This is a genomic window from Nocardia jiangxiensis NBRC 101359, assembly GCF_000308615.1.
In the GTDB taxonomy this organism is placed as follows: Bacteria; Actinomycetota; Actinomycetes; order Mycobacteriales; family Mycobacteriaceae; genus Nocardia; species Nocardia jiangxiensis.
Genome location: NZ_BAGB01000170.1, coordinates 111970 through 133334, shown reverse-complemented (window position 1 = coordinate 133334; position 21365 = coordinate 111970). Strand labels below are relative to the sequence as shown.

The following is a 21365-nucleotide window of genomic DNA, read 5'->3' as shown; positions in this document are numbered from 1 at the left end:
CTAACTCCGGCTGGTAACAGATTGCAATATTTGAAACCTGTTACTTGCTGGATCCGCCGAACTGCCCCATAACCTCATCCTCCGATGGGATGGTCCGGCGGGGCCGGTCGCGAAATAGATGCCAGTGGCGTCGCGGTAGATGCTCGAGGTCGGATGGTCCGTATCGTCGACGTGGTAGAGACCGAGCCGGTGACCTTCGAACGTCCGCGGAGGTGAGCTTCCCCGCTCTCGGGAAGCGAGCTCGATCGACTCATTCGCGGTATTGCGTTATGCGAGTGCGTATTTCGTCTCGAAGCTCGGCCGGGCCCGGAAGGGATCGCGCACTTCGTACAGAATCGCCCGCAGCACTCTCGAGGTCGCGTTCTCCAACTTGCGAATCACGTCCGGCAGCGCGGGTCGTGGCCTGCTGTCACGACATGTCGGACGGTACGCCAGGTCATCCGGTTCGCGAAGTTTCCCGCATCGCAGCGAATTTCAAGCTACCCTCTTGGTGCGGGGGCTTCGATAGCTGCGGAGTGCTCATGAAGCAACAAGCGGTTCTACGGACACGCGAGGTCACGCGAGGCCCCGTCCGGGTCGAGCTGACATCCTCGGTGACCGGCATGCACATGCACACGCCGGACGAGCACGGATATCTGGTCGAGATCCCGGTGGGGCGGATGATGCGGGTGGTCGATCGTCGGCACGAGGTGGAGGTCCTGCCCGGCCGTGCCGTTGTCGTCGAGCCGTCGGTCGACGCCTTCGTCGATTCACCGGATCGAGGGCGGGTCGTGGCCGTCGAGGTCGGTCAGGGCGCGTTGTCCGACATGCTAGAGGCACTGCTGGGCCGGACGGTCCGACACCCTGTCCATCCGGCGGAGGCGCCCCAGGTGCCCGACCGAACGTGGCTGTCGACCGTCCGGCGGATCGCCGCGGACGAGGCCGATGTGCCGCCGATCGGACGGCCCGCCATCGAGCAGAAGTTGCTCGTGCGGCTGTTGTTGTCGCTGGACCATCCGGACCGCGAAGCGTTGGCCGCCACCGTGCCGAACTGGGGTCCGCACGTGATCCGCAGGTGCTTGGACTATCTCGAGGCGTTCCCCGGCGAGCAACTGACCGTCTCCGGACTGGCAGCCGAGGCCGGGCTGAGTGTGCGCGCACTGCACGAGTGCTGGATCCGGCACCGCGAGATGCCGCTGACCGCGGACGTCGCACGAATCAGGCTGGCGGGGACGCACGCCGATCTCGAGTTCTACCGGCCCGGCGAAACAACGGTGGACGCGATCGCCACCGCGTGGGGATTCCAGCCCAGCCTCTTCCCCGCCGTCTACGAACTCCACTACGGCTGCCCGCCCGAGCAAACCCTACGCGGCCCGGCATTCGCCTAGTTCGGACCACCGTGAGCCCCCTGACGTCGAACTCATGGCCGGAGCGCTTCACACCACCCGCACGCGCACTTCGTCGAAGGGATCTGTGATGGCCATCGATTTCACCAACCGGTCCGGCGCGGATTCCGGGCCCAGCGGCGCGAAGGACGCCACGGCGGTGCCGAAGTTCCGGCCCTACGACCATCCCGCCGCCGGGTGGGGTGCGGCCAGGTCGGTCACCGAGTTCATGATCGGCCAGGAACACGAGCCGTTGCTGGGGCCCCTGGCCATCATGAGGATGAATCACGAGAACGGCGGGTTCGACTGTCCGGGATGCGCCTGGCCCGACTCGATCAAGGGCATCCATCTGGACATCTGCGAGAACGGGATCAAGCACGTCACCTGGGAGATGACCCACAAGCGCGTCGGGGCCGAGTTCTTCGCCGCGCACACCGTGACCGAACTGGCCGGCTGGAGCGAGCACGACCTGGAGAACCAGGGCCGGCTCACCGAGCCGATGCGCTACGACGCGGACAGCGACCGCTATGTCCCGATCACCTGGAGCCAGGCGTTCGAGGTCGTCGGACGGGCGCTGCGCGAACTCGACGATCCCGACCGGGCCTCGTTCTACACCTCGGGCCGTCTCGGCAACGAGGCCACGTTCCTCTACCAACTCCTGGCCCGCGAACTGGGCACCAACAATCTGCCCGACTGCTCCAACATGTGTCACGAGGCCAGTGGTCGCGCGCTGCAAGCATCCCTGGGCACCGGCAAGGGCACCTGCGACCTGGAGGATTGGGAGAGCACCGACGCGCTGTTCATCATGGGCGTCAACGCCGCCTCCAACGCCCCGCGCATGCTCACCGCACTGGCCGAGGCCAACCGGCGGGGCGCACGGATCGTGCACATCAACCCACTGATCGAGGCCGGTTCGCGGCGCACCATCATCCCGCACGAATTCGCCCGGATGGCGACCTTCCGAGCCACGCCCATCGGCACGATGAATCTGCAGACCCGCATCGGCGGCGACTTCGCGGTCCTGCGGGGCATCGCCAAGGCTGTACTCGAGGAGTCGCACACCGATCCCAAGGCGCTGGACCGCGAGTTCATCGAGCGCCACACCACCGGCTTCGATGTCTACCGCGCGAAGGTGGAAGCCACGCCGTGGACGCAGATCGAGCAGCAGTCCGCGCTGAGCGAGGCGCAGATCCGCAAGGCAGCGCGGATCTACTGCGACGCCGACCGGTCGATCATCAGCTGGTGCCTGGGCATCACCCAGCACGAGCACGGGGTCGACACGGTCCGTGAGATCGTGAATCTGCTGCTGTTGCGCGGCAATCTGGGCCGCGAGGGCGCCGGCCCCTCCCCCGTGCGCGGGCACAGCAACGTGCAGGGCAACCGCACCTGCGGAATCGATCACCGCCCGACCGCGGCGTTCCTGGATCGGCTCGGCACGGTGTGCGGGATCGATCCGCCGCGCGCGTACGGGCTCGACACCGTGGCCACCATCGAGGCCATGCATCGCGGTGACGTGCAGGTCTTCGTGGGTATGGGCGGCAATTTCGCGCTCGCCGCCCCCGACACCGCCTACACCTTCGACGCGTTGCGGCGGTGCGAACTGACCGTCCAGGTCAGCACGAAGCTCAACCGCAGCCACCTGGTGCACGGCAGGCAGGCACTGATCCTGCCCTGCCTGGGCCGCACCGAACGCGACGAACAGCGCGGCGGCCTGCAGCAGACCTCCGTCGAGGATTCGATGGCGATGGTGCATCTGTCCAAGGGCATGAAAAAGCCTGCCTCACACCAGCTTCGGTCCGAACCCGCCATCATCGCCGGTATCGCCGAGGCCGCGCTGCCGCACAGCAGGACGCCGTGGGACCACTACGTCGAGGACTACGACCGGATTCGCGACACGATGGCCGAAGTTCTGGACGGCTTCGAGGACTTCAATCGCCGCGTGCGGCTGCCGCTCGGCTTCCGGATCAGACAGCCCGCCCGCGAACTGGTCTTCCTCACCCCGTCCGGCAAGGCCGAATTCTCCGCCGCCGACCTGCCCGACCTCACCGCGGAACCGGGCACGCTGACCCTGACCACCATGCGCTCGCACGACCAGTGGAACACCACCATCTACTCCGACAACGACCGCTACCGGGGCGTGCAGAACCTGCGCACCCTCGTGTTCATGAACGAGCACGACATGCGCGATCGCGGCCTGGAACTGTTCGACGAGGTCGACATCACCAGCTTCGCCCGGGACGGGAGCACTCGATCGGTGCAGCGCTACAAGGCGATTCCCTACGACATCCCGCGCGGTTGCGCCGCCGGTTACATGCCCGAACTCAACGTACTGTGCGCGATAGGCGACTACAGCACGCAGAGCGACCAGCCGATCATGAAGAACCTGAAGGTCACCATCGAACGCTCCCAGTGACGCGACTCGTGTAGATACCGAAACTCGCAATGCGGCCGAGGAATTCATCGACTCGACGGCGAAGTACCCGACGGCCGAGGTGCACGATTCCATGCAGTCGGGCTACCGGCGCGGCAGTATCGACACCGTGAAGACTGTTGTCGTGTCGGATGGTGGCCCCTACAGCGTCGAGATCGGACGGGTCTCGGCTACCGGCGGGCCCGACCGAGGCCGGGCGTCGTGAGGATCCTGTTCACTGCGACACCGTTGATCGGGCATCTGTTCCCGATGATGCCGCTGGCACGATGCTTTCGCGATCGCGGACACGATGTTCTGGTGGCCAGCGGCGGCGCAGCAGTCGCCGCGGTCGCCGACGATATCGATGCTGTCGATATCGCGCCCGGCATCGGAAATGTGCGGGCGGTGGCGCAGGGGCTGGGCCTGCATCCGGTCCTGGCAGTGCGATCGATGACCGGCAGGGCCGACCCCCGCGGCGGCGCCCATGTCTTCGCGGTGACCAACAAACCGATGATCGCCCCACTCACCAGAACCGCCGAACGGTTCCAGCCCGATCTGGTCGTCCACGAACCCTTCGCCGCCGCAGCGGCGATCGTGGCGGCCCGGATCGGTGTGCCGACCGTGTTGCACAACATCGCCCTCGACAACGGCACGTTGATCCGCCGAGAGCTGTTACGGCTGCTGTGCGGTCGGGACGAGCCCGCCGCGGCGACGACCCTGTCGCTCGCCCCGCCCAGTATCGTGTCGGTCCCCGGTTGGCCCCTGCGGTACACCCCGTATGCGCCATCGGGCGCGCCGGTCCCCCCGGAGTTCCACGACCCGCCGGTGCGGCCACGCATCGTCGTGACTCGCAGCACCATGCTCGGCGACGGGCCCGACGCCATGCTGCGCGCGGTGCTGCGCGCCGCCCCGCAGGTGGACGCGGACATCGTCATCGTCCGCCCGAACCGTGCCATCGCGAGCTCCGCACGTCTGCCCCGCAACGTGCACACCGTCGGCTGGATCGCCCTGCACCGTGCCCTGCCCACCTGCACCGCGATGGTCAACCACGGCGGCGCCGGTTCGGTGCTCGCCGCCCTGCGCGCGGGCATCCCGCAATTGGCCACACCCGCGCCCGGGGACCGCCGCTGGAACGCGGAATCGGTCGAGAATCGCGGCGCGGGCCTGTCCGTCCCGGCATCCAAAATCACTGCGGCACATCTCGATACACTGATCACCGACGCGGACCTGACCCGCTCGGCTCGGGCGGTGGCCGCCGAGATCGCCGCGATGCCCACCGTCGAGGACACCGCGGACCGCCTTCTCGCCGCACACGACGTCACACGCGCGTGAAGAGTGCAGGCCGGTCACGCGGCATGCGCGACCCGGCCGTTGCGCGGAACCGGTCAGCTCAGGTGGTGGAATTCCGGCAGTCCGTAGACCGGCGTGGGGACACTCTCGTAGCGCGCTTTGAGCTGCAACCCGAGATACAGCGAACAGTGCCGGGACTGATGCAGATTGCCGCAGTGGAACCACAGCCCGTCCTGCTGGGTCGGCTTCCACATATTGCGGAGTTCGCCCGCGTGCGGGCCGGGGTCCACTATCGCCGGTCCATCCCTGCGCAACCGGATTCATCACCTTCGCCCGAACTGGTGAATGCTCGCGAAAGCGCTTGCCGCCGAGGGAATTCGCGTGCCGCCGAAAGCAGAATTCATCTCTGCGCGGTCACCGATTCGGGTCCGGTCGTCGCGGCGAGGTCGGCGAACATTCCGTCGGCGGCAAGCAGATGCGAGTCATACTTCCGGACTGCCGAACCAGTGACCGGCGGCTCGCTCGAACGCTGCCCGGTCGGGGGCGCGGTCACCGGCCCACGCGACGATTCCGTCGGGCCGGATGAGCACAGCGCCGAATCCGAGGCCGTTTCGCACCGGCCCGGCGACATACCGGATCCGATCCGCCCAGCCCGTCACCGAACCTCGCAGGCATCGGTCGGTGGTGAAATCGAGTGTGACGCCATGCCCGTCCCGCATCAGGTCACCCAGCCGGGTGCCGTCCACGAGACGGAAATCCGGTGCGCTGCAGCCGATCAGCGGATGCTCGCTGCCCAGGTCGTAGCGGATCGATGAGCCCGAAACCTTCTGGAACACATAGGTTGCCCCGTCCCGAGTCGCGATCAGGTCGCGGATGACCGCTTGGACCGCGCGGGCATGCGGGCTCGGCCGCATCACCTCCACCTGAGCCCGCGACCAATCGAGCACCCGCGCGCCGATCGGATGACGTTCGCCGGTGTAGGTGTCGAGCAGTCCGTCCGGCGCCGTCCCGTGCACGGTCGCCGCAAGTTTCCAGCCCAGGTTCATCGCGTCGCCGAGCCCGGTGTTGAGGCCCTGCCCGCCGAGCGGGGAATGGATGTGCGCGGCGTCGCCCGCGAGCAGGACGCGTCCCTGCCGGTAGGTCGTCGTCTGCTTCGCCCGATCGGTGAAACTCGAGGCGAGTTGGACCTCGGTCAGCGTCACGTCGGTGCCCGATACCCGGCGCAGCACCGCCTGCAAATGCTCGCAGGTCGGCGGCTGTGTGCGGTCGAAGGCGCCGCCGTCGAAATCCATCATGCCGATCTGCCCGTCCGCGAACATTCGCACGTACGTGCCGGTTTGCGTCCGGTTGATCATCCCGGAGCCCAGCTTCTCCGGATCGGCGATGGTGGTGAGCGCGATGTAGCCGGTGAACTGCGGTTCGGTGCCCACGAAATCGAACCCTGCGAGCTTGCGCACCGCGCTGCGTCCGCCATCGCATCCGACAACCCAGCGCGCGGCGTATTCGTGGTCGCCGGCCCGCACGACCACACCGTTCTCGTCCTGTGTGAGGGCCGAGACCGAGGCGCCGCGCCTGATCTGCACACCGAGCTCGGCTGCCCGCTGCGACAGCACCGTTTCGACCGCGTCCAGGCTGGCCACCATGGCGTCCGGCGCCGGGCTGGGCAGCCGGAACGGCAGTGCGGCGAGGTCGATATCGGCCGGATCGGGTTCCATACCGGCGAAGTGACCTGCCATGGGCGGGGCCGAGAGTCCGTCTCCCTCGGAATTCTCGCCGGAATCATCGGGGACGCCCGTCGCTTTCAGCAGGGCACCCAGCATCCCGCGGCGGTAGAACGCCTCGGCCGAGGTGGCGAACAAACCCCGCATCCCGAGCGGCTCCACCCGCCACGGCGAGCCGAGCTCAGCCTCCCGCTCGAGCACCAGGACCGCACAGTCGGCCAGACCCAGCTCACAGGCAAGGAAGAGACCGACCGGCCCGGCGCCCACCACTACTACATCGAATTCATCCATGACCCAATAATTTTCGGCCCCTCTTGCACCATCCTGGCGCAACGCTTGCGGCGCTCCTACGCGGTCACGCGCAACCGGAGAGGCGGCCGGCAGCCGGTACAAGCCTGCGGGCCCGAGCTGCCCTGTCCGAGATCTCGTCCGATTGCCGCGCGGAATGCGCGGTATCGCTGGACAATTGGATGAACTCCGGCCGTGGGGAATGCATATGTATCCGATCCGACAGACGACCATCGCACTCACCGCAGCGCTGGTGTGCCTGGCCGCGGTGACCGGCTGCACCGACGGCGCCGGTCCGCTGCCCACGACACCGACCTCGCACTCGGGCATCACCATCACCTTCGTCTCCCCGTCCGCGACAGCGGATATCCCGCGCCCCGACCGGGTGACTCCGGAGGCGGCAAAGCAGTTGTGCGACATGATCTCTCCGAAGATCGGCGAGTGGCGCAATCAGGGACCCACGGTCCGCAAGGCGGACTTCAATTTCATCGTGCACGATTGGGCCGCCCGCAACGGCGGGCTCAACACACAGGTGATCGCGGATCGCACGATCGTGGACCGCATCACGACGCAGAACTGCCCCGATACGCGTCGGCAGGCGCTGGAAGCCCTGCAGATCGGCACACTCGCCGACGGGCTGATCGGCTTCGGCGGATAAGTATCGTTCGAGCTGCGATTGGCGGCCGAACTTCGTGGTATCCGACCGACATGGTGGTCACTCGAGCGAAAGAGACGGAACGCAAATACCGGTTGCCCGACACGGGTGGCGCGGCGCTCGATGGCATTGCGGGGATGACACTCGACCCGACCCCGGAGCAGCAGCTGCTCGATGCCGTCTACTACGACACGGCCGACCTCAGGCTGGCCGCCAGAGGTATCACGCTGCGTCGCAGGACCGGTGGCGCCGATGCGGGCTGGCATTTGAAGCTGCCGTCTGCGCAGAACAGCGACAGCCGGGAGGAGATCCGCATGCCGCCCGGCGACGCGGCCGCGGGCGTGCCGCGCGAGCTGGCCGAGGTCGTAGAGGGGATCGCCAGGGGCGAGCCGCTGACACCGGTCGCGCACATCCGGACCAAACGGCGGCAGTGGCGTCTGCTGGACGTCCGGGATGACGTGTCCGCGGAGGTCGTCGCCGACGAGGTGTCGGCCCAGACGCTCGGCCGGTCCTCGACCGTCCAGGCGTGGCAGGAGGCGGAGGTCGAATTGGTCGGTGGCGACCGGACCGTATTCGACGCCGTCGAGACCAGGCTCGGGAAACCGCTGGACAGCCCACCGAAGCTGTTACACGTGCTCGGCGACCGCATCACCCCTCGGCCGTTGCCGAAGCGCGCGGTCTCCCGATACTTCCGTACGCAACTGGACGAGATGATCAGGCAGGACACGCGAGTCCGCCGGCAAGCCCCCGACTCGGTGCACCAGATGCGAGTGGCCGGTCGCCGACTGCGCAGCGTGCTGCAGGCGTTCGGGGGATCTCGACCGCTGCGTGACGAATTGAAGTGGCTGGCAGGGGTTTTGGGCGAGGCGCGGGATATCGACGTCTTACAGGGGCATCTCGTCGACCAGCTCGACGCGTTGCCGGACGAATTGGTGCTCGGCGATGTGCGCCGAGAGCTCACCCGGACATTCGCCCGTCGTCGCGCCACTGCCCGCGATCACGTCATAGATGCCTTGCACAGCGAGCGCTACTTCACGCTGCTGAACAGTCTCGAGGACGTCGATTCACTGCCGATGAGCAGCAAACGAGAAGCGAAGGCACTGCGCAAGACGCACCGCCGCGTCGAGCGCGCCTTCGGCAGGGTCGACAGCCTCGGCACCGATCGCGGTCTGCACGAGGTACGCAAGGCGGCGAAACGCAGCCGGTACGCGGCGGAGGCGACCGGTCACCGGAAGGACGCCCGGCGGATGAAGAAGCTCCAGAAACTACTCGGCGACCACCACGATGCCGTTGTCGCGCGCGGCGAACTGCGCACGCTCGGCATCCAGGCCCACCTCTCCGGCGGCAACGGCTTCACCTACGGCCTGCTCTACGGCAAGGAATCCGCCCGCGCCGCCGCGATCGAGCAGTCTCTGCACGGCAGGCTGGCCCGGGCACGGCGTTCGGCGCGAAAGTAACTGCGACCAGCACGTGGCTGAGATCTACTCCACCGCAGCGGGGCGGTCCCGCTCGGCGGTGTCGTCTGTGCCTGCCCCCGGCGGGATCAGGCGCCCCTGTTCGTCGACGGGCGCACCGGCCCACACCCGTAACGCATCCATCGCCGGGCCGAGCGCACGACCACGTTCGGTGAGCCGATAGGTCGCCGTGATCGGCGGCCCGGGATTCACCTCACGCTCGACCAGTGCGGCGTTCTGGAGTTCGGTGAGTCGCTCGCTCAGGACGCGCTTGGACAGGGTGGGCAGCGCGGCGTGCAATTCGTTGAATCTTGCCGGTCGCTGGAGAAGCAGGTCGACCAGCAGTCCGGTCCAGCGCTTGCCGAGCAGGCCGAAGACCTGCTCGGTGTACGAGCAGGAGTGCAACGGCAGTCGGGTCTCGGTCACACCTCCCAGGATACGAGGCGGGAATATTTGCATCCTTGGTTTTATTTTGTAACCTGGTAAGGAATTGATGCCCGGCAGTGGTACCGACGGGTCCGCTCGCGCCCGATCCGCATCAGATACCGACCGATCAGGAGTGCGGCAGTGGCCTGTGAACCAGCAATCGTGCGGACCGAAGCGCGCGGAACGTACGATCTCGTGATCCGCCGTGCGCACGTATTCGATGGCCACGAGGTGCACACCCGGCCGCGCGACGTCGCCATCGACGGTGGACAGATCGCCGCCGTCTCCCCGGAGCCCCTGAGTGGTACGCGCGAAGTCGACGCGGCCGGAGCCTGGGTGATGCCGGGACTGATCGACACCCACCTGCACTTCTACGACGTCCACGCGGTGTCCGATCCGGAATCGATGCAGGCGTTCGAGGAGAACGAGCTGCCCGGACGGCTCGATCTGTTCCTGCAGCACGGCGTCACCACCATCAAATCCGTCGGCGATCCGACCGACGGGATCCTCGGGACACGAGCCCGAATCGCCGCGGGCACACTACGCGGCCCCAGGCTGCTGGCGACCGGCTGCGGCATCACCCGACGCGACGGTCACCCCGCGTCCACCATCTTCAGCGGCAATCCTTGGGCGCGTGCACGATTCACCGGCGAGATCGACGGCGTGCAGCAGATGCGCGACCTGGTCCATCAGCTGGCCGACCGCAAGGTCGACGCGATAAAACTGCTCTCGGAAGGCGCATGCGCCCACCACGACTCACCGAAGTACCTCTGGCAGAATCCCGCTTTCCCGGCCGGTGTCGAGCTGGTGCGGTTGCCCCTGGATCTCCTTCGGGCGGGCATCGAAACCGGACACGAACGAGGACTGCGGGTAACCGTGCACACCACTCAGCAGGTCGCGGCGCGTGAGGCGATCGAGGCCGGGGCGGACGGTCTGGAACACGGCGTCACGGTCGAACCCATCACCGACGATTCGCTGGTCGAGCTGATGCTCGACCGCGACGTCACCTACACGCCGACGCTCTGGATTCACGACGCGATCCACCCGGACGCCCGCGGCAACCTCAGGAAGGTCGCCGATGCCGGCGTGCGCATCGCACTGGGCAGCGATACCTTCACCGGCCGAGGCATATTCGGGGCGAACACACTGGAGGAGGCCGAGCTGATGGTCGCCGCCGGGATGACGCCCGTCCAGACGCTCATCGCGGCCACCAGCGGCGCGGCGCGGCAGTGCGCCCGCCCCGACATCGGCACCCTCGCACGCGGTCAACGCGCCGACTTGATCATGCTGACCGCAGATCCCACCGCCGACATCGGCAACCTCCGCGAACTGCGTATGACGATCCTGAACGGCCGGATCGTCGTCGGCGAGCGCCGTCCGGAACCCGGATCGCGCGACCATGCCACGACCTCGCCGCACGCAGGAATCGATCAGTGAGGAACTGGGCCGACATGTGTTCCGAATCACCATCTCGGTTCTACCCTGGAAGTACCGGAAAACCGTTGCGATCAAGGAGAACCCATGATCGACATCATCACACTGCGAGGAACCGGGGAGACGCGGAACGCGGACGGATCGCCCGCGGGAATGCTGGCCTCGATCACCGATCTACTCTCGACCGATAGTTTCAGTTTCTTCGAACCCGACTGGCCCGCCTCGGTCGGCCCGGACCCGAATCTGTGGGGACCGTCGCTGGACACATCGGTGCAACTGGGCACCGCCGCGGGCGTGCAGGCGATCCAGCAATCGCCGAATGTCTGTGGGCTGCTGAGCTATTCGCTGGGCGGGATCTGCGCCAGCCATATCCTCGAGGGGGTGGCGTCGGGGCAGTACACCAACACCGACGGCAGTCCCCTGGAGATCGCGTTCGCCGTCTTCATCGCCAATCCGCTGCGCAAGGCGGGAGATTCGGTGAACAACCTCTGCCCGGCAACGACATTCGGCCTGCACGGCCAGCGCGGAACCTGGCCCGGCGCGGTCGCGACCCGGGAGTATGCGAATCCGGGCGACATCATCACCGCCTCACCGGCCGATTCGCCGCTACGCATCATCGATGTGGGAATCTCCCCGTTCTCGTTCGTCGAGGGCGCGCGCCTGGGCAATGTGGGCTATCTGATCTTCGCCCAGCTGTTGGAGTTCCTGATGGGCAACCCACTGACCAACCTGCAGCGCTATACCGAGGCGGTCAACGGCGTGATCGGCTACCTCACCCCGTATCCGCAGGGCCAGCATGTGCTCTACTCCGCGCAGAACATGCCGGGCATGAACGTGCCCTGGACGACCGCGGCGGCGAACTACATCACGGCCGACTTCGCATAATCGAATTCGCGTCGTCCCGACCAACTGACGAGTGCCGCCTCGCCTCATCCCACGCCGGTCCGAACTAACGCCCGGTCAGTTCGGCCACGACCGGTGCCAACGTGTCGGCGGAGTCGGCGCCGAATACGAAGTAGGAGAACCCGATCTCCTCCCGCCGCCGCTGAATTTCCTCGGCGGCGGCGGCCGGGTCCTTCGGAAGTAGGGTCAGTGAATCCGCCGGGAGCGCAGCGACATCGGTATCGGGCGGGGCCATGAACGGCGCGACCGTGTCACCGATGATCGGCACGTGTAGCGCGAGCTCGAGCTCTCCGCGCGTGCGGAATTCGTGTGCCAACCGGGTGACTTCGGCACGGGACTCGTGTGCTCGCAGTGCGAAGGTGACGGTGTCCGCGACCTCGGCCGCCAGGACCCGGGCCTTGGGCCCGCGCACGGCCATCACCACCGGCGTGTGACGGTCGGGGCCATCGAGATCTCTTATCGCCCTGATGGTTTCACGCACCTGGGCCAGTCGCTCGCTGGGCGGGACCACGGGCAGTCCCAGTTCGCGCAGCTCGTCCTCGATTCCCGGCCTGCCGGTGCCGATTCCGAACTCGAACCGACCGTCGGTCAACAGCGACAGCGAGTGCGCCTCCCACGCCGTCATCCAGGCCGGCCGTAGCGGAGAGGCGTACACCCAGGTGCCCACACGCAGGTCGGTGAGGGCCGCGGCGGTGGCCACCATGGGGCCGGGTGCCGGTTGCCAGCGCGAGACGTCGGGCACCAGCAGCGTCGAATAGCCGCTGTCGGCGATGCGACGCACGCGATCTCGCCACGTCGGCAGGTCGGTTGTGAGCGGGGCAACGACCCCGAATCGAAACGGCTTCGTCATGCCTGGACCCCTGTCTGTCGGTACATCCAGAGGTTTCGACGACGGATCCGGCCGGAATTCATCGGTGCAGCCGAGCCGCCGAGAGTCTTGCGATTTGGGTGGGCCGCTATGCCAGTGGGATGCCAGGGCGGTGCAAGAGCACGGTGTCAGGGTCGTCGGCATGACGTTGAACAGCGGGTGTCGCGCCGAGGGGAAAACGATTCTGGTTACCGGCGCCAGTGCGGGCATCGGATATTTCGTCGCGGAGCAACTCGCGGCCGAGGGCGCCGACGTTGCGCTGGGCTGCCGTGACGCCGCCAAGGCCGACCTCGCGATACAGGCGATCCGAGTGCGGGTTCCGGCCGCTCGACTGCGGTCGGTGCGCCTGGACCTGGCGGACCTGTCGTCGCTACCTGCGACAGTCGACGCCCTGGACGTAGAGCGCCTGGACGCGGTCGTGCTCAATGCCGGGATACTACTGTCGGGCCCCGAACGCCGCGTGAACGCTCAGGGGCACGAATTGATGTTCGCGACAAACCATCTCGGCCACTTCGCGTTGGTCGCTCATTTGGCGCCGATGCTGGCTGCCGCCGCGCACAGCCGGGTGATCACGGTGGGCAGCTTCGCCGCGCGGTCGGAACTGCTGGATCTCGACGATCTGCAGTCGGCGCGCGACTATCGGCCCAAGCGCACCTACGGTCGGTCGAAACTGGCCCAGATGCTGTTCGGTTTCGAATTGGATCGCCGACTGCGCGCACGCGGCGCCGACACCGCCAGCATCATCGCCCATCCCGGTGGCGCCCTGGATTCGCTGACCCCGTCGCGGCCACCGCTGTTCGTCCGCACCACGGCCCAGCGCCTGCGCGGACTGCCCGCAGGCGTTGTACTGCACGGCAAACACGCGGGGGCCCAGAGCATCGTCCGAGCCATCCTCGACACCGAGAGCACCGGTGGACAACTATGGGGGCCAAGGGTTTTCGGCCTCCGTGGACGACCGCGCCGCGAAACACCGCACGCGCACATGACCGACCTGGAGGCCGCCGACCGGCTCTGGGCTGCCAGCGTCGCCCTGACCGGCGTGGATCCGCTGGTGCGTCCGGCTACACCACTGCGGAAGTGACGACTCCGACCTGCCGTCGCCCCGAGGACATCCGAACCTCGCGTTGTCGGTACCCACAGCTATGGTCCACGGGCATGCACCCCGCCACCGCCCTCGTCCACGACGTCGTGCAAGCGATCGCACCACTCGACTCCCTCGAACAGCAACACATCGACCACACGCTGGCCTGGCTCGCCGACACCGACGACATCTTCCGCCGCGCCAAACCCGCAACCCCACCCCAACACCTGGTCTCCTACGTCGTACTCGTCGACCCCGACGAATCCGGCATCTTCCTCGGCCGACACCTCCTGGCCGGACTACACCTGCCGATGGGCGGCCACATCGAACCAGGAGAACACCCACTCACCGCAGCCGGACGAGAGGCGGCCGAAGAACTCGACATCGACGCCGAATTCACCGTCGTCGGCGACCGGCCACTGTTCCTCACCGTGACCCAGACCGTCGGCAAGGCCCTCGCCCACACCGACGTCTCCCTGTGGTACGTCATCCGCGGATCCCGCAACCGCGATTATGCCTTGGACCCAAGGGAATTCGACGGCGGCCGTTGGTGGGACATCGACTCCTCCACCATCCCGGAATCCGACCCACACCTCGAACGTTTCCTCACCAAGCTCCGCGCCGGGCTGAGATCCCGGAACCGCACCTGACCGCGAACCTTCCGGCAGTGGCCCTCGTGATGGAGAGTGGAATACACTCGGCCACAGCATCATTCGGTACGAACATCCCAGCACATCGCGACCTGCCGTCAGCCGACATCGAGCCGGACAGGAGGACAACTTCGGTTGCAGGAGAGCGCAATTGCGAGTCGGCGGGCCGCGTCTGTCTACCCTGCCGTGGTCCGCCGCAGTTCCTGTTGTGCGGTCATCTCGCCCAAGGGGCGGGAGGCGGTGAGGACGCCGCCGCGAAGCTCTACGGCACGATCGCAGTAGCGGGCGACGAGTTCGTGGTCGTGGCTGATGATGATCAGGGCGGTGCCGTGGGTGGTGGTGGTTTCGCGGAGGACGTCCATGATGGCGGTGGCGGTGGCCGGGTCGAGGGCGGAGGTGACCTCGTCGCAGATCAGCACGCGCGGTTGATGGGCCAGGGCGCGGGCGATCGAGACTCGTTGTCGTTGTCCGCCGGACAGTTCCGCGGGGCGGCGGTGCATGTGGTCGCGGGACAGGCCCACGGCGTCGAGTAGTTCCTCGACGGCGCGTTCGCGGTCCGCACGGTTTCGCAGGCCGCGGCGGGCCAGCGGGCGGCCGATGATCTCCGCGACGATCCGGCGCGGGTTGAGCGTCGAACTCGGATCCTGCGGAACCAATTGGATACCGCGGCAGACGCTTTCGGTACGGCGCGGCGCGGTCAGCGGGATGGCGGTTCCGTCGAGCCGGATCGATCCGGTCGCCCGGGGTTCGAGTCCGGCCAGGACCCGGGCGAGAGTGGTCTTCCCGGCGCCGGATTCCCCGATCACCGCGATCGCACCACCGCGATCGGCGTCGAAGTCGATATCGGACAGTACGGTGCTCTCGCCGCGGCGCACACCGATACCGCGGCAGGACAGTGCCGAAACACCTTCTTTCGCAACCGGGTCGGCAGGAGAGCAGCGGATAGCCGAGTGACCGATCGCCCGGCGGTCCAGATGGATGTCGTTGTCCGCCAGAGCATCCAGCTGCTCGTGCTGATGTCCGGACAGCACGATCGCCATATCGTCGTGGTCGGCCAATTCCCGCAGAACTCGTGCGATGTCCTGGCGGGCAGCCGGATCCAGACCCGCGAACGGTTCGTCGACCAGCAGGATTCGCGCATCGCGGGACAGCGCACGCGCGAGAGCGACCCGCCGTTGCTGCCCACCGGACAGTTCACCCGCCCGGCGACCGGCGAGCTCACCGGACAACCCCACTCGCGCCAGCAGTTCGGCGGGCTCGGGGGCGCCGTCGTCGGGTGCGAGCTCGGTCAGCAGCGCCCGCACCCGCATCGTCGGGTTCAGCGCCGATCCGGGATCCTGGCCGACGAACGCGATCCGCGTGCGCCGCAACTCGCGCAGCCGACGCGGGTCGAGCGCGAGGATGTCGTGGTCCAGGACGGAGATCGACCCCGCCCGATGCCGGATCGCGGGCGGCAGATGGCCGACCGCCGCCTGCATCAGGGTGGTCTTGCCGCTGCCGGATGCGCCTCGCACCGCGGTGACCGCACCGTGCGGCACGTTACCCGAGATATCGCGTAACACCGTGTCGCCGTTGATATTCGCCAACGTCAACGCATCCACCACGATCGCCGGTGTGCTCATACGGTCACCATCCGTCGGCCGAAGACACCGATGGTCGCGTTCACACTGACCGCGAGCATCCCGATGGCCACCGCGGGCGCGACCACGGCGGCGGGATTGAGCATGATGCCCGCGCTGTTCTCCCGGACCATCAGGGCCCAGTTCGTTTCCCCGAGCGAGGTCGGCAGTTGCAGAAACGCCGCCGTACTCACCAGATAGGTGGCCTCCACGAATCGCAACCCCAACTGTGTCGCGACCGTCTCCCGCAGGTTCGGCAGCACTTCACGAAAGATCAAGTACGGCAACCGCTCTCCACTCGCCACGGCGACCTCCACATATCCGGAGACGGCGGTCCGCGCGGCGGCGGCCGCGAAAACCCGTGCGGCATAGGGTGTCCCGACGACCACCGCGATCGCCACCAGCCCGATCGTGCCCGACTCCGGCCACGACAGCATGACCAGCAGGATCGCCAGCACCGGCGGGGCGAGCATCAGCGCATCGGTGGTTCGCTCGATCAACGCGCCGATCGCGGGCCGTAACGCGGCGACCGCCCCGATCACCGCGGCCAACGCGGTCACCAGCACGGCGATGACCGCGGCCAGCAGCAGCAATCCCCAGCCCCCGAGCAGAACTCGGCCGGCGACGTCCTGGCCGAGGTGGTCCGTGCCCAGCAGCGCGGCCGCCGAAGGCGTCGCATACGGAATGTCGACCGGTTCGGTGGCCGGGTGTGCGGCCAGGAACGGCCCGGCGACGGCCAGCAGGACGACCACCACGGCCGGCAACGCGACCGCGCCCGTCCGCGCACACCGCATCGACGAATTCACAGCCGCCCCCGAACTGCCCACGCCCGCAACGCATCCGCCAGCAACAGCGCGAGCGTGATCGCCGCACCCGTCACCGCGACCACGGAGACCACGACCGAAGCGTCCCGATCGGTGACCGAACTCGCCAGCACCGACCCGATGCCCGGATAGTTGAAGATCGTCTCGACCACCAGCGCCCCACCCAGCAGCATCCCGGCCGAGGTCACCAGCGACGCCACGATCGTCGGTGCGGCGAGCGGCAGGACGTGGTGTGTCATGATCCGGCGGGCCGACAGCCCATCCAGCTCGGCGGCGCGCACATGCGGCAGGGCCGCGGCCTCCGCCAAGGCCGCGCGGGTGACGCGAATATTCCAGCCCGACTGGGGAATTGCCAACGCCAGCACCGGCAGCACGAGCATCGACCACTGCGCGGGCCGCCCAGCGTGATCGATCTGCGTCACCGCCGGAAACCACCCCGCGCCCAGCGAGAACACGAACACCAGCAACGTCGCGATCACGAATTCGGGTATCGCGATCACCATCGTCGTGGTCGGGCCGAGCACGCGCGCCACCGGACCGTGCGGGCGCAGCGTCCACCAGGCGCCACCGGCCAGCGCCGCGACGGCCGTCACTGCCAATGCCACACCACCGAGCAGCAGCGTGTTGGGAAACTTCGTGTCCAGCAAGGCATTGATCGACGTGCCGCGCACGGTCGTCCCGAAATCACCGGTGAACAGTCCACCCAGCCAGGATGCGAACCGGACCGGCAGCGGCCGATCCAGCCCGAGAGCGTGTTCACGCGCCGCGATCTGCTCGGGCGTGGCGTCGCGTCCGAGGACGGCGGCGACGCCGTTGCCGGGCAGCAGATCGACTGCGGCCCATACGATGATCAACACGACCAGCAGCGTCACCACGCGCTGGCCCACCACGCGAGCAATGCCGATGCCGACCCGTCGCCGCCGCCCGGACGACGCCGCCCGCACGGCCGTGCTCACGCCGACATCCACGCCTTCTCCAACTGCACCCGACCGTATCCGCCCAACCGCGGCAGTCCGTGCACGGCGGAGGAAGCGACGTCGACCCCGTCGGCGGTCCCCCACACCAGATATCCGCCGCGGTCGTACTCGATCCGCTGCAGGGTATGACTGGCGGCGGTGTAGGTGGCATCGTCGACCGCGGTCGACGCCGACAGATAGGCCCTATCGAATTCCGGGTCCTTGAAACCGGATTCGTTCCATTTCGTGCCCGAGTACATGGTCTTGCTGGCGAAGAAGATCACCGAATCGTTGGTTCCCCAGTTCACGGTGTACAGCGGCGCTTTCAACCAGGTCTGGTCGTAGAAGACGTTGGCGTCCTGGATCACGACCTCGATGTTCAGGCCGACGTCCTTGGCCTGGTTCGCGAAGACCTTGGCGAAGTCGACCTCACCGGCGGCCTCCTCCTTGGTGAACAACTGGTATTTCGCCGAGGTGTCGAATTCGGCCTCGGCGAGCAGCCGCCGGGCACGCGGGATATCGCGGCTGCGGCGCGGGAGGGTCTTGTCGTAGGTCGGATCCCCGGTGCCGAGAACATCGTTCGCGACCGTGCCGTACCCGGAGGTGATCTGCTTGACCAGTTCCTCCCGATCGACGGCCAGCCGCAACGCCTGCCGCACCCGCGCATCGGCGAACGGCCCGTCCGAGGTCCGCATCACCAACGGAATGACCACATCGTCGGCCCGGCGGACCACGGTCAGATTCGGCCGGGTCCGCGCCGTGCGCCCGGCCACCGCGCCCACGTTCGAGGCGAGATCGATCTGTCCGGCGAGGATCGCGTTGGTCATCGCGGCCGTGCTGTCGAACCGCTGCACCTCGATCGCGTCCAGCAGCGGCGCGCCGCCGTGCCAGTGCTCGTTGCGGACCAGCCGGGCATTGCCGTCGTTGAAGGATTCGAGCCGGAACGGACCCGTGCCGATCGGCCGGGTGAAATCGGTGGTCCCCTGCTTGACGGTGAAGGTCATCAGCCGCAGCAGCAGCGGCAGCTCGCGATTCGGTGACGCGGTGGTCAGCCGCACCGCGGACGGCCCGTCCGCGACGACATCCTGCGCCGAGGCCACCGGAACCTTCGTCTCCCCGGCGATCTCGCGCAGCCGGCGCAGCGACCACTCCACATCCGCCGAGGTCACGGGCGAGCCGTCGTGGAAGGTCGCGCCCGCGGCGAGTTCGAATCGCCACACCCGCGGATCCGGCTGTTGCGTCCACCGCGCCGCCAGCCGCGGCGCCACGTTCGGATTCGCTCCCGGCACCGTCAGCGCATCGAAGACCAGCGACATGATCAGGAAATCGCTGTCGTTGCTCAACGTCTGGTGCGGATCGCGTTCGATCTTCGACGGCTGCCCCAGCGCACCGATCCGCAATGTCCCACCCGAACGCGGCTCGCCTTCACCCCCGGGTCCGGAACCGCAGGCCGCCAGCGCGAGGGTAGCGCCCGCACCCGCCAGACCGACCCCCAGAAACCGCCGCCGCGACAGACTCACCGGACTCCCCCTCATCGCAGACAGTATTGGAGAGCATAACCTAACCTAATCTGAGCGGTCCAGGGGCGGGTTGTGGTCATCTCGCATTCGTTCTCGACGCCCCGGCCGAGCGCGGTGGGCTCTCGAAGATCGAACGCCCACCGCGATTCTCACCGGCGCGCAGGACGGCGGTCAGTTCGCCGGCAATGGGTGGCGGCCGGTCACCGTGAGCAGAATGTCCTTGGCGGACATGATGATCGGCGTACCCGAGCCGATCACGACCTCGGCGTCGTCGGCGCGCAGTTGCCGCCCGGTCAGGTCGATCCCGAAGTAGGCGAACGATTTCGGCGTCGAGCTGTGCAGGACCATGGCGATGCGTTCCGGCGGTGCGGACGCAAGCCCCAGCGGCTCGGTGATGTCGAGGCCGTGGATGACGTCGTGGCTCAGTGCGCCCGCGGCCCCGCCGCCCGGCGGACGCCACGGGTGCCGCACGTTGTCACGCAACGCGGCCAGCAACTCGACGTCCGAGAGCCGGGCGGTGTCGCGGTGCGCAGCCTTGTCCGCATAGCGATCGAAGGAGAATCGGGCCGCGATCAACCCCGCCAGAAACGACGGCGTCCTGGTCCGGTAGGGCATGGTCATGTGGGCGACGACCTCACGAATACGCCATCCGTCGCACAATGAGGGCATCGCCCACTGGGCGGGGGTCAATCCGGCGAGCAGGTTCGCCAGACGCTCGCGTTCGGCGATCGTGTGCTCGCGCTCGGGGGTGCGGTTGTCGGTGTCGGTCATTGCCGATCCTTCCGATCGGAGGATGAGGGGTCAGCACTGTTACGACCGGGAAGACCGGAAATAATCGGTCCGCGATCAGATTGTCTCGGGCAGCCCGAATTCGGCGAACCGCGTCCCGCTGCCGAGGAAGGTGATCACTTGCGCGACCCCACCGTCGTGCGCGTGCACGGCCACCAGTGCGAACGGGCGCAGCACACCCTCGGCATCGGGACGGTACTGGCCCACGCCGGTCACTCCGTTCATCCGAACCGGCACCATCCGGTCCCCGGCGCAGGCGTCGGTCGCGGCGAAGATCTCCACCGTGGCATCGCGGCCGGTGATCCGCCAGGCGAACGGCGGCATACCCGATTCGGCGTCCGCGCACAGCACCGCGGCCAACCCGGCGACGTCGTGCTTCTCGAAGGCAGTCGTGTATCGCCGCAGCAGATCCTCGTCGGCGGGGTCGAGATCGGGCTGGGACACGGTCGTGCGCGCGGCGGCCAGGGTGCCGCGGGCGCGCTGCAACGCGCTGTTCGCCGCCGCGGTGCTGACACCGAGCATGTCGGCGGTCTCGACGGCGGTGAAGGCCAGCACGTCGCGCAGGACCAGCACCGCCCGCTGCCGCGGCGGCAGATGCTGCAGCGCCGCGACGAAGGCCAGTCGCACCGATTCGCGTTGCACGGCCAGTTCGGCGGGATCCTCGGTGTCGATCAGCCGCGCGTCGGGCATCGGATCGAGCCAGCGGTCCGGTAGCACCGCACCCGGATCGAAATCGCGCGCCGACGGGCCGTCCCAGATCAGCATGCGTCGCCGGGCCGCGCGCAACATGTCCAGACAGACGTTGGTGGCGATGGCGTGCACCCAGGTCGACAGCCGGGCCCGGCCGGGATCGTAGAAATCGGACCGGGTGTACGCGCGGATCAACGTCTCCTGCACGGCGTCGTCGGTGTCGGCGGCGGTGCCGAGCAGCCGGTAGCAGTACCCCGTCAGCGGGATCCGCAATGCCTCGAGTGCGCTGGGATCCACTCCCACCTGCCCCGACGATGAGCTCACCGGCCCATGCTAGCCCGGCGGACCGATTCCGCTGCGCGCGGAATCGCCGCGTTCGTGTCGGTGTTCCTTCGTAGAGTGACAGAACCGCATCGCCGAGCA

18 protein-coding genes and 1 pseudogene are annotated in these 21365 nt (G+C 67.7%); 9 read left to right on the top strand and 10 right to left on the bottom strand.

Going from position 1 to position 21365, the window contains the following annotated elements:
- The first annotated feature begins 521 nt into the window (after positions 1-521).
- The 3 genes from ON40_RS43605 to ON40_RS43595 all read left to right on the top strand — a co-directional run bounded on the left by ON40_RS43605 (position 522) and on the right by ON40_RS43595 (position 5106).
- Complete coding sequence (locus ON40_RS43605; protein ID WP_040831614.1) at positions 522-1367, top strand: helix-turn-helix domain-containing protein; 846 nt, start codon at positions 522-524, stop codon at positions 1365-1367.
- An 88-nt stretch (positions 1368-1455) separates the two neighbouring features.
- The gene (locus tag ON40_RS43600) at positions 1456-3777 is read left to right on the top strand and encodes an FdhF/YdeP family oxidoreductase (RefSeq protein ID WP_040831685.1); all 2322 of its coding nucleotides are present in this window, start codon (positions 1456-1458) and stop codon (positions 3775-3777) included.
- 219 nt (positions 3778-3996) lie between these two features.
- Positions 3997-5106: a glycosyltransferase gene (locus ON40_RS43595; RefSeq protein ID WP_040831613.1), complete on the top strand. Its 1110-nt coding sequence runs from the start codon at positions 3997-3999 to the stop codon at positions 5104-5106.
- Between the two features lie 53 nt (positions 5107-5159).
- On the opposite strand, the pseudogene ON40_RS43590 reads toward ON40_RS43595, so the two are convergent.
- Both ON40_RS43590 and ON40_RS43585 read right to left on the bottom strand, forming a co-directional pair.
- A pseudogene (locus tag ON40_RS43590) lies at positions 5160-5351 on the bottom strand (NAD(P)/FAD-dependent oxidoreductase); the annotation flags it as partial.
- 195 nt (positions 5352-5546) lie between these two features.
- Positions 5547-7076: an FAD-dependent oxidoreductase gene (locus ON40_RS43585; RefSeq protein WP_040831611.1), complete on the bottom strand. Its 1530-nt coding sequence runs from the start codon at positions 7074-7076 to the stop codon at positions 5547-5549.
- A gap of 205 nt (positions 7077-7281) precedes the next feature.
- Between ON40_RS43585 and ON40_RS55300 the strand changes: the two genes are divergently transcribed.
- On the top strand, positions 7282-7731 hold the full coding sequence (locus ON40_RS55300; RefSeq protein ID WP_245568257.1) for a hypothetical protein: 450 nt from the start codon (positions 7282-7284) through the stop codon (positions 7729-7731).
- A gap of 50 nt (positions 7732-7781) precedes the next feature.
- Positions 7782-9185, top strand: a complete 1404-nt coding sequence (locus tag ON40_RS43575) for a CYTH and CHAD domain-containing protein (RefSeq protein ID WP_040831610.1) — start codon at positions 7782-7784, stop codon at positions 9183-9185.
- A gap of 24 nt (positions 9186-9209) precedes the next feature.
- On the opposite strand, the gene ON40_RS43570 is transcribed toward ON40_RS43575, so the two are convergent.
- Positions 9210-9608, bottom strand: coding sequence for a winged helix-turn-helix transcriptional regulator (locus ON40_RS43570; RefSeq protein ID WP_051194492.1), 399 nt, complete (start codon positions 9606-9608; stop codon positions 9210-9212).
- A 141-nt stretch (positions 9609-9749) separates the two neighbouring features.
- On the opposite strand from ON40_RS43570, the gene ON40_RS43565 reads away from it, so the two are divergent.
- Together ON40_RS43565 and ON40_RS43560 are read left to right on the top strand one after the other, a co-directional pair.
- Positions 9750-11045, top strand: coding sequence for an amidohydrolase family protein (locus ON40_RS43565; RefSeq protein WP_174435118.1), 1296 nt, complete (start codon positions 9750-9752; stop codon positions 11043-11045).
- An 84-nt stretch (positions 11046-11129) separates the two neighbouring features.
- Entirely contained in the window at positions 11130-11927 is a 798-nt protein-coding gene (locus tag ON40_RS43560) for a hypothetical protein (protein ID WP_040831609.1), read from the top strand.
- A 64-nt stretch (positions 11928-11991) separates the two neighbouring features.
- Here the strand turns inward: ON40_RS43560 and ON40_RS43555 are convergent, their stop codons facing one another.
- A complete protein-coding gene (locus tag ON40_RS43555; RefSeq protein ID WP_040831608.1) occupies positions 11992-12795 on the bottom strand; it encodes an LLM class flavin-dependent oxidoreductase in 804 nt (267 codons plus the stop codon).
- A 160-nt stretch (positions 12796-12955) separates the two neighbouring features.
- Here ON40_RS43555 and ON40_RS43550 point away from each other — a divergent pair, with 160 nt between their 5' ends.
- A complete protein-coding gene (locus ON40_RS43550) occupies positions 12956-13894 on the top strand; it encodes an SDR family NAD(P)-dependent oxidoreductase (protein ID WP_040831607.1) in 939 nt (312 codons plus the stop codon).
- A 74-nt stretch (positions 13895-13968) separates the two neighbouring features.
- Positions 13969-14544, top strand: a complete 576-nt coding sequence (locus ON40_RS43545) for an NUDIX domain-containing protein (RefSeq protein WP_040831606.1) — start codon at positions 13969-13971, stop codon at positions 14542-14544.
- Positions 14545-14720: 176 nt separating this feature from the next.
- Here the strand turns inward: ON40_RS43545 and ON40_RS43540 are convergent, their stop codons facing one another.
- The 6 genes from ON40_RS43540 to ON40_RS43515 all read right to left on the bottom strand — a co-directional run bounded on the left by ON40_RS43540 (position 14721) and on the right by ON40_RS43515 (position 21266).
- Complete coding sequence (locus ON40_RS43540) at positions 14721-16166, bottom strand: ABC transporter ATP-binding protein (RefSeq protein ID WP_051194491.1); 1446 nt, start codon at positions 16164-16166, stop codon at positions 14721-14723.
- Entirely contained in the window at positions 16163-16957 is a 795-nt protein-coding gene (locus tag ON40_RS43535; protein ID WP_040831680.1) for an ABC transporter permease subunit, read from the bottom strand. The genes ON40_RS43540 and ON40_RS43535 overlap by 4 nt, the downstream gene beginning before the upstream one ends.
- Before the next feature lie 8 nt (positions 16958-16965).
- Complete coding sequence (locus ON40_RS43530) at positions 16966-17943, bottom strand: ABC transporter permease (RefSeq protein ID WP_051194511.1); 978 nt, start codon at positions 17941-17943, stop codon at positions 16966-16968.
- Entirely contained in the window at positions 17940-19478 is a 1539-nt protein-coding gene (locus tag ON40_RS43525; protein WP_083896388.1) for an ABC transporter substrate-binding protein, read from the bottom strand. The genes ON40_RS43530 and ON40_RS43525 overlap by 4 nt, the downstream gene beginning before the upstream one ends.
- Positions 19479-19634: 156 nt before the next feature.
- Entirely contained in the window at positions 19635-20234 is a 600-nt protein-coding gene (locus ON40_RS43520; protein WP_040831603.1) for a maleylpyruvate isomerase family mycothiol-dependent enzyme, read from the bottom strand.
- A gap of 75 nt (positions 20235-20309) precedes the next feature.
- Complete coding sequence (locus ON40_RS43515; protein WP_051194490.1) at positions 20310-21266, bottom strand: RNA polymerase subunit sigma-70; 957 nt, start codon at positions 21264-21266, stop codon at positions 20310-20312.
- Between the last annotated feature and the right edge of the window lie 99 nt (positions 21267-21365).

What these genes read in the sequence shown, in the direction of transcription:
- ON40_RS43605 (WP_040831614.1), top strand. Translation starts at nt 522, where the DNA reads ATGAAGCAACAAGCGGTTCTACGGACACGCGAGGTCACGCGAGGCCCC.
- ON40_RS43600 (WP_040831685.1), top strand. Translation starts at nt 1,456, where the DNA reads ATGGCCATCGATTTCACCAACCGGTCCGGCGCGGATTCCGGGCCCAGC.
- ON40_RS43585 (WP_040831611.1), bottom strand. Translation starts at nt 7,076, where the DNA reads ATGGATGAATTCGATGTAGTAGTGGTGGGCGCCGGGCCGGTCGGTCTC.
- ON40_RS55300 (WP_245568257.1), top strand. Translation starts at nt 7,282, where the DNA reads ATGTATCCGATCCGACAGACGACCATCGCACTCACCGCAGCGCTGGTG.
- ON40_RS43575 (WP_040831610.1), top strand. Translation starts at nt 7,782, where the DNA reads ATGGTGGTCACTCGAGCGAAAGAGACGGAACGCAAATACCGGTTGCCC.
- ON40_RS43560 (WP_040831609.1), top strand. Translation starts at nt 11,130, where the DNA reads ATGATCGACATCATCACACTGCGAGGAACCGGGGAGACGCGGAACGCG.
- ON40_RS43555 (WP_040831608.1), bottom strand. Translation starts at nt 12,795, where the DNA reads ATGACGAAGCCGTTTCGATTCGGGGTCGTTGCCCCGCTCACAACCGAC.
- ON40_RS43550 (WP_040831607.1), top strand. Translation starts at nt 12,956, where the DNA reads ATGACGTTGAACAGCGGGTGTCGCGCCGAGGGGAAAACGATTCTGGTT.
- ON40_RS43545 (WP_040831606.1), top strand. Translation starts at nt 13,969, where the DNA reads ATGCACCCCGCCACCGCCCTCGTCCACGACGTCGTGCAAGCGATCGCA.
- ON40_RS43540 (WP_051194491.1), bottom strand. Translation starts at nt 16,166, where the DNA reads ATGAGCACACCGGCGATCGTGGTGGATGCGTTGACGTTGGCGAATATC.
- ON40_RS43535 (WP_040831680.1), bottom strand. Translation starts at nt 16,957, where the DNA reads ATGCGGTGTGCGCGGACGGGCGCGGTCGCGTTGCCGGCCGTGGTGGTC.
- ON40_RS43525 (WP_083896388.1), bottom strand. Translation starts at nt 19,478, where the DNA reads ATGAGGGGGAGTCCGGTGAGTCTGTCGCGGCGGCGGTTTCTGGGGGTC.
- ON40_RS43520 (WP_040831603.1), bottom strand. Translation starts at nt 20,234, where the DNA reads ATGACCGACACCGACAACCGCACCCCCGAGCGCGAGCACACGATCGCC.